This is a genomic window from Frigoribacterium sp. PvP032 (genome assembly GCF_017833035.1).
In the GTDB taxonomy this organism is placed as follows: domain Bacteria; phylum Actinomycetota; class Actinomycetes; order Actinomycetales; family Microbacteriaceae; genus Frigoribacterium.
The window spans coordinates 817,708-831,729 of record NZ_JAFIBM010000001.1 but is presented as its reverse complement, the minus strand read 5'-3'; the positions used below and the strand labels follow the sequence as shown (position 1 = coordinate 831,729).

Genomic DNA, 14,022 nt, shown 5'->3' with positions numbered 1-14,022 from the left:
ACCACCGCCGCCGCCGGACCTAGACCTTCTGCTGGCGCGGCACCACGACACGCTCGAACACGACGACCCCGGCCGTCGCGATCGGGATGGCCACGAGCGCGCCCAGCACGCCGCCGAGCGCGCCTCCGCCGAACGCCGCCACGATCACCAGCGCGCCCGGCACCGCGACCGCCTTGGACATGACCCGCGGGGTCAGCACGTACGCCTCGACCTGCGCGTAGACGAGCAGCACCACTCCGACGACGATCGCCGTCACCGGTGAGACGCTGAGCGTCGCGGCGATGATGATCGCGTACGCCACCACGGTGCCGACGACGGGGATGAGCGCCCCGAGGAACGCCAGGGCCGCGAACAGCACGGGCACCGGCCCGCCCGCGATCGTCAGCACCAGGAACACGAACACGGCGTTTATCGCCGCCAGCGCCACCTGCCCGGCGACGTAGCGGCCGACCGACAGGAAGATCTCGTCCGAGATGTCCATCACGCGCTCACGGTGGCTGCGCGGCACGGCCCGGCTGAGCGAGCGGAGCATCTGCGGCAGCGTGACGGCGAAGTAGATGGTGAGGATCGCGACGATGATCACCGCGGTGATGCCGTTCGTGATGCCCTGGCCGACGGCGAGCACTCCGCCGCCGAGGGCGAGCAGGCGGTCGGGATCGAGCAGGTACGAGCTCACGGCGGCGACCGCGTCGTCGACGTCGACCTCGAGGCCCAGGGTCTCGACGGCCTGCTGCACCCAGGGCTGGCGCGAGATGTCCTGCAGGGCGGCGGGCGCGGTGCGGATCACGTGCCCGACCTGCTCGACGAGCGCAGGCACGACGGCGGCGAGGATGCCCACGACCGCGCCGAGCACGAGCACGACGGAGACCACCACTCCGACCCAGCGCGGGGCGCCCGCGCGAGCCAGGCGGCGCACGACGGGCTCGAAGGCCAGGGCGAGGAAGAACGCGAGGCCGATGTAGACGAGGATCGTCGACAGCGCCATCAGGGCGACGATGATGCCGACGCCGAGCCCGCCGCCGAGCGTCGCGATCAGGCCGAAGCGGAACGCCCCGGGCCGCCGCAGCGGGCTGGACGACTGGTCACGGGTCGCGGACGAGCCCGCGGACGACGTCGAGCCGGACGACGTCGAGGAGGCGTCGGAGGTCGCCGTCGAGCGGCGCACGGAGCGAGCACGGTGGGAGAGGGCCATCCGCCCATCCTGGCGGTCGCCGCCGACGGAGGGCCGCCGCGGCCGGGCCGAGGCCGCGCCGCCCCTCCGGTCAGAGCGGCTTCTCGACCATCCCCCAGGGCGAGTCGTGCCCCTCCGGCGAGGCGAGCAGGTCGAGGAACGGCCCGGCCGGGAACGCCTCCGGCCCGAGGATCCCGACGCCCGACCAGACGCCGGTCGCGAGCAGCTCGAGCGCGGTCACGGGCCCGAGCGCCGTCTGCCAGACGACGGCCTGCGAGCCGTACTCGCGCATCGAGGTCTCGTTGTCGGCCACGTGGTAGAGGTACGTCGACCGCGGCTTGCCGTCCTTGCCCGTGCCCCGCACCCAGACGCCGGCGCAGGTCTTGCCCGACATCACGTCGCCCAGCGTCGCCGGGTCGGGCAGCACCGCCGCGACCACGTCGCGCGGCGAGACCTGCACGCCCTTGACGTCGACCGGGGCCGTCTTGTCGAGCCCGAGCTTGTTCAGCGTCCGCAGCACGTCGATGAACTCCTGGCCGAGGCCGTACTTGAAGGTGACGCGCTTCGCGGCCGTCCAGCGGGGCATGAGCAGCACCTCCTCGTGCTCGACGTTGACGCACTCGACCGGGCCGATGCCCTCGGGGAACTCGAAGACCTCGGGCTCGCTGAACGGCGCGGTGGTGTACCAGCCGCGCCCCTCCTCCCAGACGACCGGGGGGTTCAGGCACTCCTCGATGGTCGTCCAGATCGAGAACGAGGGGGCGAAGTCGTAGCCCTCGACCACGAGGTTCGCCCCGTCGCGCACGCCGAGCTCGTCGATCTCGCTGAACAGCTCGTCCTCGGCCCAGCGCGCGAAGACGTCGGACATGCCCGGCTCGACGCCCATGCCCACGAGGGCGAGGCGTCCTGCGTCCCGCCACCGCGCCTCCTGCGCGAACTGCTCGTCGCCGAGCATGACCCCGGTCAGCTCGTGCGGCTTCTCGGGGTGCGGGCTCGACAGGCTCATCGCCATGTCGAGGTAGACGGCGCCGCCCGCGAAGGCGCCCTCGAAGATCGGCATCACGAAGCGCGGGTCGACGGCGTTCAGCACGTGCGTGATGCCGTGCTCGCGGATCAGGGCCGTGACCGAGTCGGCGTTCGACGCGTCGACCGAGGCGCCCAGGAGGCGCGGGTCGGCCAACGAGTCCACCAGCGCCTGCGGGCGGGCCGGGTCGTGGTCCGCGACGACAAGCAGCTCGAAGAACGCGCGCCGCACGGCGATGCGGACGGCGGCCGAGCCGACGCCCCCCGCGCCGACGATCAGGATGCGGGCGGGGGTGGTCGGTGCGGGTGCGTCCGCCGGGGCAGCGCTGCCTGGTGCGGGCGGGGTCGGTGCGGGGGTCATGCCAGTCCTCCATCGATGGAACGCGTGTAGATCTCGGGCTCGTCGGGCACGAGCACCTCCGTGTCGCGGTTGAGGCTCTCGCCGCGGAAGAACGGCCGGGACTCGGCGAAGGCCGACCGGACCACCATCAGCACGGCGCCGAGCAGCAGCGAGCCGATGCCGATCACGAAGGTGCCGCCGATGCCGAGCAGCACCGTGTAGCCGTAGTCGGGCGCGAGCATGTCGACCACCGACTGCACGAACGCGTACGTGAGCATCAGCGCGCCGAGCAGCGGCAGCAGCCCCTTGAAGAGGAACGCCTGCCACGACGACGTCAGCTCGCGGCGGAAGTACCAGACGCACGCGTAGCCGGTCAGCCCGTAGTAGAAGGCGATGGCGAGGCCGAGCGAGAGGATCGAGTCCTGCAGCACGTTCGCGCTGACCAGGGTCATGACGACGTAGAACACGATCGCGACGACGCCCATCACGAAGGTCGAGAAGGACGGGGTGCGGAACCTCGGGTGCACCCGGCCGAACCGGGCGGGCAGGGCGCCGTAGACGGCCATGGCGAGGGTGCCGCGGGCCGTCGGCAGGATGGTGGTCTGCGTCGACGACACCGCCGAGACGAGCACCGAGATCACGAGCACGACCGAGAGCGGGCCGAGCACCGGGTCCTTCAGGGCGAGGAACACGTCGTCGGCGTTCGCCTCGTTCGCGAGGCCGATGCCCGTGCTGCCGAGGCCCGCGAACGACATCGCGACGACGGTGACGCCGACGTAGGTGACGAGCAGGATCGCCGTCGACAGGACGGCGGCGCGGCCGGGGGTGCGCTGCGGGTCCTTCGTCTCCTCGGTGAGGGCGAGGCACGCGTCCCAGCCCCAGTAGATGAAGAGGGCGAGCAGCACGGCCTCGACGAAGCCCGACCAGTCGGTGAACGCGGTCGGGTCGAACCAGCTCCACTCGACCGGGGTCGCGTTCGGGGCGTCGCCTGTGGCGATCTTGTAGAGCGCGACGACGACGAACAGCGCGAGGGCCACGTACTGGACGGCGAGCAGGACGTTCTGCACGCGCTCGCCGAGCTCGAGCCCGCGGTAGCTGATCCAGGTCATCAGCGCGATGAACACGACGCCGGTGGCGGTGACCAGCGGCACGTTCTCGGCCAGCGAGCCGTCGCCGACCATCAGCCAGGTGTACTGCCCGGCGATCTGCGAGAGGTTCGCCAGCACGACGATGCCGGCGATGGCGACTCCCCAGCCGCCCATCCAGCCGACCCGCGGGCCGAAGGCCTTCGTCACCCAGGTGAACGTCGTGCCGCAGTCGGGCACTGCCCTGTTCAGCTCGCGGTAGGCGAAGGCGATGAACAGCATCGGGATGAACGCCACGATGAACGCGATCGGCGCCTGCGCCCCGATGGCGGCGACGACGAAGCCGAGGGTCGCGACGAGCGAGTAGACGGGCGCGGTGCTCGCGAGGCCGATGACGGTCGAGCCCCAGAGGCCGAGGGTGCCGGCCGCGAGGCCCTTGCCTGCGGACGGGGTGTCGGCGCCGTCAGGGCGCGAGGAGGAGGTCGGCACGCGGCCGGGCTGGGCGTCGGGACCGCTCATGGCCAGAACGTAGTCCCGCCGCCCGGGCGTGTCAACGAACCCGCCTCTCGGAGGATCGAGTTGCCCCGATCTGCTGCTCGCAGCGGGCCGAGACAGCAGATCGGGGCAACTCGCCGTAGAGCGAGTCGTGGGCGGGCGGGCGGACGCGGACGAGGAGGTGCCCGTCCGGCATGGCCGGACGGGCACCTCCTCGGGGCCGAGCGGAGCTCAGCTGCGGTGCGACCTCCTCCGCAGGGTGAGGAACCCGCCGGCGACCATCAGCAGCAGCGCGGCCAGCAGGACCGGCGCGGTGTCGCTGCCCGTGAAGGCCAGGGGGCCGTTGCCGGCGGTGCCGCCGGAGTAGCCGCCAGAGCCCGAGCCCGAGCCGCCGTTGCCGCCTGCACCAGGCGTCCCAGGCGTGCCGGGCGTCCCAGGCGTCCCAGGCGTGCCGGGCGTACCAGGCGTGCCGCCGTCGCCGGGGCCGCCGTCGACCGGCAGGTCGACCACGAACTCGACGGGCTCCGACGCGGCCGACTCGACCCCGTCAGGACCGGTCTGCGTCGCGGTCAGCGTGTACTCGCCGTCGGGCAGCCCGCCGAGCGGCGCGCAGGCCCAGGTGCCGTCGACCGCCACGACCGTGGTGCAGAGCACCCGGCCGGGGATGGTCACGGTGACCGTGTAGCCGGGCGTGCCCGTTCCCGTGACGACCGGGTTCGCCGTCGTGACGACCTGGCCCTGCACGGGCGAGGTGATCACGGGCACGGCGTCCGCGTCGGCGTAGACGAAGGGCAGCGGAGCGCTGGTGCCCGCGCCGTTCGTCACGGTGACGGTCGTGCTGCCCGCCGTGCCGGCCGGGGTCGTGAACGTCAGCGTCGTGCCGTCGGGCGAGATGCTGTCCGGCGTGATCGGGGCGGAGCCGCCGACCGAGACGGTCGAGCCGGGCGTGAACCCGGTGCCCGTCACGGTGACGACGGTCCCGCCGACGGTCGGTCCCGAGGGAGGCGTCAGCGACGTCAGCGACGGAGCCAGCGCGGCTGCGGCCTGGTACGAGAACGTCAGCGGGGCGCTCGTCCCCGTGGCGTTCGTCACGGTCACTCCCACGAGACCGGCAGCGTGCGCCGGGGTCGTGAAGGTGAGCGACGTGCCGTCCGCGCTGATGGTCGTCGGCGTGATCGGCGCGGAGCCGTCGACCGAGACCGTCGAGCCGGCCGTGAAGCCGGTGCCCGTGATCGTCACCGAGGTGCCGCCCCCGACCGGGCCGGAGCTCGGCGTCAGCGAGGCCAGCACAGGCGCCCCGGCGGGAGCCGCGACGTAGGTGAAGGGCAGCGGGGCGCTGGTGCCGCCCGCGGTCGTCACCGTGACCGGCACCCCGCCGGCGACGTGCGCCGTCGTGGTGAAGGTCAGCGACGTGCCGTCGAGGGCGACGGACGAGGGCGTCAGGGGGGCGCCTCCGTCGATCGAGACCGTCGTCGCGCCGACCACGAAGCCCGAGCCGGTGATCGTCACCACGGTGCCTCCGCCGACCGGGCCCGACGCGGGCGTCAGGCCGAGCAGCAGGGGCGCCGTCGAGGCAGGTGCGAGGTAGCGGAAGGGCAGCGGCGCGGAGGTGCCCGCGTCGTTGGTCACCGTGACCTGCACGGGGCCCGCGGCGTGGGCCGGGGTCGTGAAGGTCAGCGACGTGCCGTCGGGGCTGATGACGGTCGGCGTGATCGGCGCGGAGCCGTCGACGGAGACCGTCGACCCGGCGGTGAAGCCGGTGCCGGTGATCGTCACCGGGGTGCCGCCTCCTGCAGGGCCGCTCGTCGGTGCCAGCGTCGTCAGCACGGGCGCACCCGCCGGGGCCGGCTGGTAGGTGAACGGCAGGGTGCCGCTCGTGCCTGCCGGGTTCGTCACCGAGACGTCCGCCGTGCCCGGGGCGCCGGCCGGCGTCTCGAAGACCAGCGTGGTGCCGTCGGTCGAGACCGAGACGGGCACGATGCCCGTCGTGGTGCCGACCGTGACCGTCGAGTCGCCCGTGAAGCCGGTGCCCACGATCGTGACCTGGGTGCCGCCTCCTGCAGGGCCCTCGTCGGGCGTCAGGCTCGTCAGCACCGGTGCGGCGACGGGCGCTGCCTGGTAGGTGAACGTCAGGGGCGCGCTGGTGCCCGTCCCGTTCGTCACCGTCACGGGCACGCCGCCGGCGGTGCCGCCGGGGGTCGTGAACGTGAGCTGCGTGCCGTCGGGCGAGAGGGTGCCGACGATGCCCGTCGTGTCGCCGATCGTGATGATCGACCCGGCGGTGAAGCCGGTGCCCGTGAGCGTCACCGAGGTGCCGCCCGCGGCCGGTCCGGCGTCGGGCTCGATGGCCGTCAGCACGGGCGAGCCCGCAGGAGGCGCCACGTACGTGAACGTGAGCGGAGCGCTGGTGCCCGCCTGGTTCGTGACCGTGACCGGCACGTCGCCCGCGACGCCGGGGGGCGTCGTGAACGTCAGCGTCGTGCCGCCGACGCCGATGGCGTCGGGGACGATGCCGTCGGTGCCGCCCACCGTGACCGTCGAGCCGGGCAGGAAGCCGGAGCCCGTGATCGTGACGGAGGTGCCGCCGCCGGCCGGACCGGTCTCCGGCGTCAGCGACGCCAGGACAGGTGCGCCGACCGGTGCCGCCTCATAGGTGAAGGTCAGCGGCGCGGAGGTGCCGCCGTCGGTCGTCACCGTGACCGGCACGTCGCCCGCGACGCCGGGCGGCGTCGTGAAGGTGAGCTCGGTGCCGTCGTCCGAGACGCCGTCCGGCACGATGCCGGCCGTGCCGCCGATCGTCACCGTGGCCTCGGAGGTGAAGCCGGTGCCGGTGATCGTCACCGAGGTGCCGCCGCCGACCGGGCCCGAGTCGGGCGTCAGCGTCGTCAGCACGGGTGCGGTGGCGGGGGCAGGCAGGTAGGCGAAGGGCAGCGGGGCACTCGTGCCCGCGCCGTTCGTCACCGTGACGCTGACGGGGCCCACGGCGTTCGGCGGGGTCGTGAAGGTCAGGCTCGTCCCCGCGGGGTCGATCGAGTCGGGCACGACGCCCGTCGTGTCGCCGATGGTGACGGTCGACCCGGCGGTGAAGCCGGTGCCGGTGACGGTCACCGTGGTGCCGCCTCCTGCCGGTCCCTCGACGGGGTCGATCGCCGTGAGCACGGGTGCGCCGGCCGGGGCCGCCACGTAGGTGAAGGGCAGCGGGGCACTGGTGCCCGCGTCGTTCGTCACCGTGACGCTCACGGGGCCCGCGACGTTCGGCGGGGTCGTGAAGGTCAGCTCCGTGCCGTCCGTCGAGATCGAGTCGGGCTCGATGCCCGCCGTGTCGCCGATCGAGACCGTCGACCCGTCCGTGAAGCCGGTGCCGGTGATGGTCACGACGGTCCCGCCGCCGACCGGGCCCGAGGTCGGGTCGATCGTGGTGAGCACGGGAGCGTCAGCCGGAGCGGGCAGGTAGGTGAAGGACAGCGGGGCACTCGTGCCCGCGCCGTTCGTCACCGTGATGCTCACGTCGCCCGCCGCGTTCGGCGGGGTGGTGAACGTCAGCGACGTCCCTGCCGGGTCGATCGAGTCGGGCACGATGCCGGTCGTGTCGCCGATCGAGACCGTCGAGCCTGGCGTGAAGCCCGAGCCGGCGACGGTGACGACCGTGCCGCCGCCGACCGGTCCCTCGGCCGGGGTGGCCGAGGTCAGCACGGGTGCGCCGGCCGGGGCAGGCAGGTACGTGAAGCCGAGCGGCGCGCTCGTGCCCGCCAGGCTCGTCACCGTGACGGTCACGTCGCCCGCGACGTTCGGCGGGGTCGTGAAGGTGAGCGACGTGCCTGCGGGGTCGATCGAGTCGGGCACGATGCCCGTGGTGTCGCCGATCGAGACCGTCGAGCCGGGCAGGAAGCCCGAGCCGGTGACCGTCACCACGGTGCCGCCGCCGACCGGTCCCGAGGTGGGATCGATCGCCGTGAGCACCGGGGCACCCGCAGGAGGCGCGGTGTAGGTGAACGGCAGCGGTGCGGACGTGCCCGCGCCGTTGGTCACCGTCACGCTCACGGGACCGACCGCGTTCGGCGGGGTGGTGAACGTCAGCGACGTCCCCGCCGGGTCGATCGAGTCGGGCACGATGCCCGCCGTGTCGCCGATGGACACGGTCGAGTCGTCGGTGAAGCCGGTGCCCGTCACGGTGACGACGGTGCCGCCTCCGGCCGGGCCCTCAGCAGGGTCGATCGTCGTCAGCACCGGAGCGTCAGCCGGGGCAGGCAGGTAGGTGAAGGTCAGCGGAGCACTCGTGCCCGCGCCGTTCGTCACCGTGACCGTCACTGGACCGACGGCGTTCGGCGGGGTGGTGAACGTGAGGCTCGTGCCGGCCGGGTCGATCGAGTCGGGCACGAGACCCGTGGTGTCGCCGATCGAGACCGTCGAGCCGGCCGTGAAGCCGGTGCCGGTGATCGTCACGGCGGTGCCGCCGCCGACCGGTCCCTCGTCGGGGACGATCGTCGTCAGCACCGGCGCGCCCGCGGGGGCAGGCAGGTACGTGAAGCCGAGCGGCGCGCTCGTGCCGGCCAGGTTCGACACCGTGACGCTCACGGGGCCGACGGGGTTCGGCGGCGTGGTGAACGTCAGGGTCGTGCCGGCCGGGTCGATCGAGTCGGGCACGACGCCCGTGGTGTCGCCGATCGAGACCGTCGAGCCGGGCAGGAAGCCCGAGCCGGTGATCGTCACCTCGGTGCCGCCGCCCGCCGGTCCCTCGACGGGATCGATGGCCGTGAGCACCGGGGCACCCGCAGGAGGAGCGGTGTACGTGAACGGCAGCGGTGCGGACGTGCCCCCCGCGGTGGTGACCGTGACGGTCACGTCGCCGGCGGCGTTCGGCGGCGTGGTGAACGTCAGCGACGTCCCCGCCGGGTCGATCGAGTCGGGCACGACGCCCGTCGTGTCGCCGATGGTGACGGTCGAGTCGGCGGTGAAGCCGGTGCCGGTCACGGTGACGGTGGTGCCGCCTCCTGCCGGTCCCTGGGCGGGGTCGATGGTCTCGAGCACGGGCGCCGTCGGCGGGGCCGGCTGGTAGGTGAAGTCGAGCGGGGCGGACGTGCCGCCCGTGCTCGTCACCGTGACGGGGACGGTGCCCTCGACGTGCGCGGGCGTCGTGAACGTCAGCGACGTGCCTGCGGGGTCGATCGTGTCGGGCGTGATCGGGCCGGAGCCGTCGACCGAGACCGTCGAGCCGGCCGTGAAGCCGGTGCCGGTGATCGTGACGGAGGTGCCACCTCCTGCCGGGCCCTGGGCGGGGTCGATGGTCTCGAGCACGGGCGCGGCGGCGGGTGCGGGCTGGTAGGTGAAGTCGAGCGGGGCGGAGGTGCCGCCTGCGTTCGTCACCGTGACGGGGACGGTGCCCTCGACGTGCGCGGGCGTCGTGAACGTCAGCGAGGTGCCGTCGGGGTCGATCGTGTCGGGCGTGATCGCGGCCGAGCCGTCGACCGAGACCGTCGAGCCCGCCGTGAAGCCGGTGCCGGTGATCGTGACGGAGGTGCCGCCTCCTGCCGGACCGACCTCGGGATCGATGTCGGTCAGCACCGGCGCTGCGGCCGGGGCGGGCGTGTAGGTGAAGTCCAGCGGGGCGGACGTGCCCCCGGCGTTCGTCACCGTCACCGGGACGGTGCCCTCGACGTGCGCGGGCGTCGTGAAGGTCAGCGACGTGCCTGCGGGGTCGATCGTGTCGGGCGTGATCGGGTCGGACCCGTCCACCGAGACCGTCGAGCCGGCGGTGAAGCCGGTGCCGGTGATCGTGACGGAGGTGCCGCCTCCTACCGGGCCCTCGTCAGGGACGATCGTGGCCAGGACGGGAGCGGCGAGCGGAGGCGCGAGGTAGGTGAACGTCTGGGGCGCGGAGGTGCCCGTGCCGTTCGTGACGGTCACCGGCACGGGGCCGGCGACGTGGGCGGGCGTCGTGAAGGTCAGCGTCGTGCCGCCGACGATCGTGTCGGGCGTGATCGGGTCGGAGCCGTCGACCGAGACCGTGGAGCCTGCGGTGAAGCCGGTGCCGGTGAGGGTGACGACGGTGCCGCCTCCTGCCGGGCCCTCGACCGGCGTGATGCCGGTCAGGACGGGTGCGCCGGCGGGTGCGGGCTGGTAGGTGAAGGTCTGCGGGGCGCTGGTGCCGCCGCGCGTGGTGACGGTGACGGGCGCGCCGCCGACCGCGTGCGCCGGCGTCGTGAACGTCAGCGAGGTGCCGTCGGCCGCGACGGCGTCGGGCGTGATCGGCGCGGAGCCGTCGACCGAGACCGTCGAGCCCGCGATGAAGCCGGAGCCGGCGACGGTCACCGAGGTGCCGCCTCCGACGGGGCCCTGCGCGGGCGTGAGGCCCGTGATCGCGGGGACCGCGAGGTACGTGAAGGTCTGCGGTCCGGAGGTGCCGACCGCGGTGGTGACGGTGACGGGCACCGGTCCTGCGGCGTGGGCCGGCGTGGCGAAGGTGAGCGAGGTGCCGTCGTCCGAGACCGCCGTGGGCGTGATCGGCGCGCCGCCGTCGACGCTCACGCGCGAGTCGGCGGTGAAGGTCGTGCCGGTGAGCGTGACGGAGGTGCCGCCCGCGACCGGACCCTCGACGGGCGTGATGCCGGTGAGCGTCGGCGCGGCGAGCGGGCCGGCGTTCGGGCCGACGGAGGCGGAGGCGAGCTCGACGGCGGTGCCGGCCTGGAGACCGCCCAGCAGGCCCACGCGGAGCGCGCCCTGCGTGAAGACCCCGCCGGCGCGGGCCTGCGTGTTGGCCCGCAGTGAGACGACGGCGGTGAGCGCGCTCGCCAGAGGCGTGACGACGGTCGCTCCGAGGGTGCTGATCACCGCGTTGACCGGGGCGACGACCTGGGCGATGACCGGGTTGAGCACGGGGGCGAGGACGGCGAGTGCGACGGGGACCCCGAGGACGCTCACCGAGATGCCGTTGATGCCGTTCGTGAGCTGGGTCACGACGTTCTGCAGCGCGACCGTGATCGCGGGCAGCAGCTGGTTCGTCAGCGCCTGCGTGATGAGCGGCAGCAGCTCGGTGTTCGGGTCGAGGGAGTTCAGGTCGAGCCCCTCGGCCTGCAGCGCGAGCGGCACGTCGATCGTGATCGCGCCGGTCCGCAGGTCGGCGGTGATGCCGCCGTTCGGGGTGGTCACGGTCGTGAGCGAGTTGGTGATCGTGGTGAGGTTGGGGAGACCGGTGACCGTCGCGAGCGGACCGACCCCCGGCAGCGCCCTGATCAGGGCCGGCAGCCCGTTCACCACGGGCTGGAGTCCGTTGACGGTCGTGCGGAGTCCGTTGACCGTCGTCCCGAGCACGGGGCTCGTGAGGGCGATGTCGAGGTCGGCGATGGCGTAATCGCCGGTCTGGGCGCCGTTCGCCCCCGCTGCCTGCGCCGCCGTGGCCGAGAGCGCGCCCGTCGTGAGCTGGAGGTTCGTCAGGGCGTTGCCCTGCCCGCCGGTCAACGAGCCGAGGTTCAGGCTCGCGTTCGCCTGGGGCACGCCGCCCTGTCCGCCGACGCCGATCGCGCCCGCGTTCGTGACGGCACCGGTGGCGGCGAGCGAGCTGCCGTTCGGGTTCGCCTGGGCGTACTGGTTGATCGCGCCCACCGTGAGCAGGCCGTTCGGCCCGAGCAGCTGGAGCCCGTTGCCGAGATCGGCACGCGCCGCGTTCAGCACGGTCACGTCGAGCGGCGTGGCCTGGGTGACCGTCGCGCCTCCCGCGTTGACGGCGGCCGCCGGCGCCAGGGCGAGGACCGCGTCCAGGTCGAGCCCGAGGGCCGTGCCGCCGAGGAATCTCCCCTCCGCGATCGATGCCGTCGGGGCGGCCGTGGCCGGGGCCGCGGCGAGCACGCTGCCGCCGATGCCCAGCAGGGCAGCCGTGAGCACGGCAACGCCCTGCTTCGCCCTGGAGTGGTGACGGTGCGCGGTCGGTCGCCCTTTTTCGGCGCGCGCGAGTGCTTCAGTCCTCATGGACTCGCTCCTGATCCTCATGGCAGCGGTGGTTGGCGTCCGCGCCGTCGGTTGGTGAGACCGAGGCAGCAGACTCGCTACCTGGCCGACGATAGGGCACGTCGGCGAGGATCGCTCGTCCTATTTCGCCGCATGTCCCCCGATCCGAGCGGTCGACCCCCGGAATGGGGGTGCGCGAGCGGGTGCTCCTCGGGGGCTCGGCGGGCTGCGCGACGGGCCTCGCGGAGCACGGCCGTAGCGTGGACCCGTGCACCCACTCCACGACCTGCGGCACGCGACGGTCACCGTCGTGGGGGCCGGGCAGGCGGGGCTGTCGGCGGCGCACCACCTGCGCCTGCGCGGTTTCGTGCCCGCTGTGGACCGTGTCGACGCGGGCTCGGGCTCGGGCGACGTCGACGTCGACGGTCCGCCGACGTTCGTCGTCGTCGACGCCGGCGAGGCACCAGGAGGCGCGTGGCAGCACCGCTGGGAGTCGCTGCGGATGGCCACCGTCAACGGCATCTTCGACCTGCCGGGCATGGCTCTGCCGCCCGTCGACGAGGCCGAGCCGAGCCGGGTCGCCGTGCCGCGGTACTTCGCCGCCTACGAGGAGGCGGAGCAGCTGCGAGTGCACCGCCCCGTGCACGTCACGAGGGTCGAGCCCGTGGACGACCACCCCGCCGGGCTGCTGCGGGTCGCGAGCGACGCCGGGACGTGGACGACGTCTGCGCTGGTGAACGCGACCGGCACCTGGGACGAGCCGGTGCTGCCGGACGTGCCCGGCGCCTCCTCGTTCACGGGTCGCCAGCTGCACACGCGCGAGTACGTGTCCGCGGCCGAGTTCGCGGGGCAGCGGGTCGCCGTGGTCGGCGGCGGGATCTCTGCGGTGCAGCTGCTCGACGAGATCAGCCGCGTCGCGACGACGCTCTGGTACACGCGGCGCGAGCCGGTGTTCCTCGACCACGACTTCACGTCGGGCTCGGACGGCGTCGACGTCGAGCGACGGGTCGCCGAGGACGCAGCCGCGGGGCGCCTCCCCGGCAGCATCGTGTCGTACACGGGGCTGATCTGGACCGGGTACGCCCGCGACGCCGAGCGCCGGGGAGCCCTCGCCCGCCGACCGATGTTCACCGCGATGGGTCCGCGGCACGTCGTCGAGGCCGACGGCTCGACGACGAGCGTCGACGCCGTGCTGTGGGCGACGGGGTTCCGGCCGAGCGTCGGGCACCTCGACGGGCTAGACCTGCGCGGGCCGCTCGGCGGCGTGCCGATCGTCGGCACCCGGGCGGCGCGGGACCGGCGGGTGCACCTGATCGGCTTCGGGCCGTCGCAGTCGACCGTGGGCGCGAACCGCGCGGGTCGCGCCGCCGTGCGCGAGCTCGCGCGCGACCTGCTCGGCCCCGCCGGCTGACGCGCCGCCGCCCGCCGCCGTCCGCAGCCGCGCGAACCTCCGCGATAGCGACAAGACTCCGCGGAACATCACGTCGCCTTGTCGCTATCGCGGAGGGACTCCCCCGCCCGACCTCCGCGGCCGCGCTCCGCCGCTCCCGCTGCCCGCCGCCCGCGCCGGCAGTCGCCGCGCGAACCTCCGCGAAAGCGACGAACCTCCGCGGAAGATCGCGTCGCCTTGTCGCCATCGCGGAGGGACGCGGCGCGACCGCGGAGGCGGTCGGGACGACCTCCTCCTCGTCGGGTCCGTCGGGAGGGGGAGGATCGGACGCGAGCGCCTGCCTAGCCTGGAGCGATGGACGACGAGCGACCCGAGACCGAGGCGAGTGCGAAGGCCGCCGCGGAGGAGAAGAAGCGCAGCGACGCCGTCGGGATCGGGGTGGTGTCCGGCGTGCTCGGCCTCACGCTGTTCCTCGCACTCGACACGCCGTGGGCGGGGCTGCCGATGCTCGTCGTCGGCATCGTGTTCGTCGCCCAGGGGCTCAAGGGCAGCAGGCGGAGGCCCACGGACGACTGAC

The 14,022-nt window shown here is 73.7% G+C and carries 6 protein-coding genes; 2 read left to right on the top strand and 4 right to left on the bottom strand.

From position 1 onward, the window contains the following. Nucleotides 1-19: 19 nt before the first annotated feature. The 4 genes from JOE35_RS03780 to JOE35_RS03765 all read right to left on the bottom strand — a co-directional run bounded on the left by JOE35_RS03780 (nucleotide 20) and on the right by JOE35_RS03765 (nucleotide 12,076). Nucleotides 20-1,192 carry an AI-2E family transporter gene (locus tag JOE35_RS03780; RefSeq protein ID WP_209559928.1) on the bottom strand — a complete coding sequence of 391 codons (1,173 nt, stop codon included), beginning with the start codon at nucleotides 1,190-1,192 and terminating at the stop codon, nucleotides 20-22. A 70-nt stretch (nucleotides 1,193-1,262) separates the two neighbouring features. Continuing rightward, on the bottom strand, nucleotides 1,263-2,555 hold the full coding sequence (locus tag JOE35_RS03775) for a saccharopine dehydrogenase family protein (RefSeq protein ID WP_209559927.1): 1,293 nt from the start codon (nucleotides 2,553-2,555) through the stop codon (nucleotides 1,263-1,265). Continuing rightward, nucleotides 2,552-4,138, bottom strand: coding sequence for an APC family permease (locus JOE35_RS03770; RefSeq protein ID WP_209559926.1), 1,587 nt, complete (start codon nucleotides 4,136-4,138; stop codon nucleotides 2,552-2,554). Before JOE35_RS03770 ends, JOE35_RS03775 begins: the two co-directional genes overlap by 4 nt. A 207-nt stretch (nucleotides 4,139-4,345) precedes the next feature. Continuing rightward, nucleotides 4,346-12,076, bottom strand: coding sequence for an IPT/TIG domain-containing protein (locus JOE35_RS03765; RefSeq protein ID WP_209559925.1), 7,731 nt, complete (start codon nucleotides 12,074-12,076; stop codon nucleotides 4,346-4,348). Between the two features lie 247 nt (nucleotides 12,077-12,323). Between JOE35_RS03765 and JOE35_RS03760 the strand changes: the two genes are divergently transcribed. Next, nucleotides 12,324-13,466, top strand: coding sequence for an NAD(P)-binding domain-containing protein (locus JOE35_RS03760; protein WP_307802926.1), 1,143 nt, complete (start codon nucleotides 12,324-12,326; stop codon nucleotides 13,464-13,466). 333 nt (nucleotides 13,467-13,799) lie between these two features. Next, the gene (locus JOE35_RS03755) at nucleotides 13,800-14,021 is read left to right on the top strand and encodes a hypothetical protein (protein ID WP_209559924.1); all 222 of its coding nucleotides are present in this window, start codon (nucleotides 13,800-13,802) and stop codon (nucleotides 14,019-14,021) included. Nucleotide 14,022 lies beyond the last annotated feature (1 nt).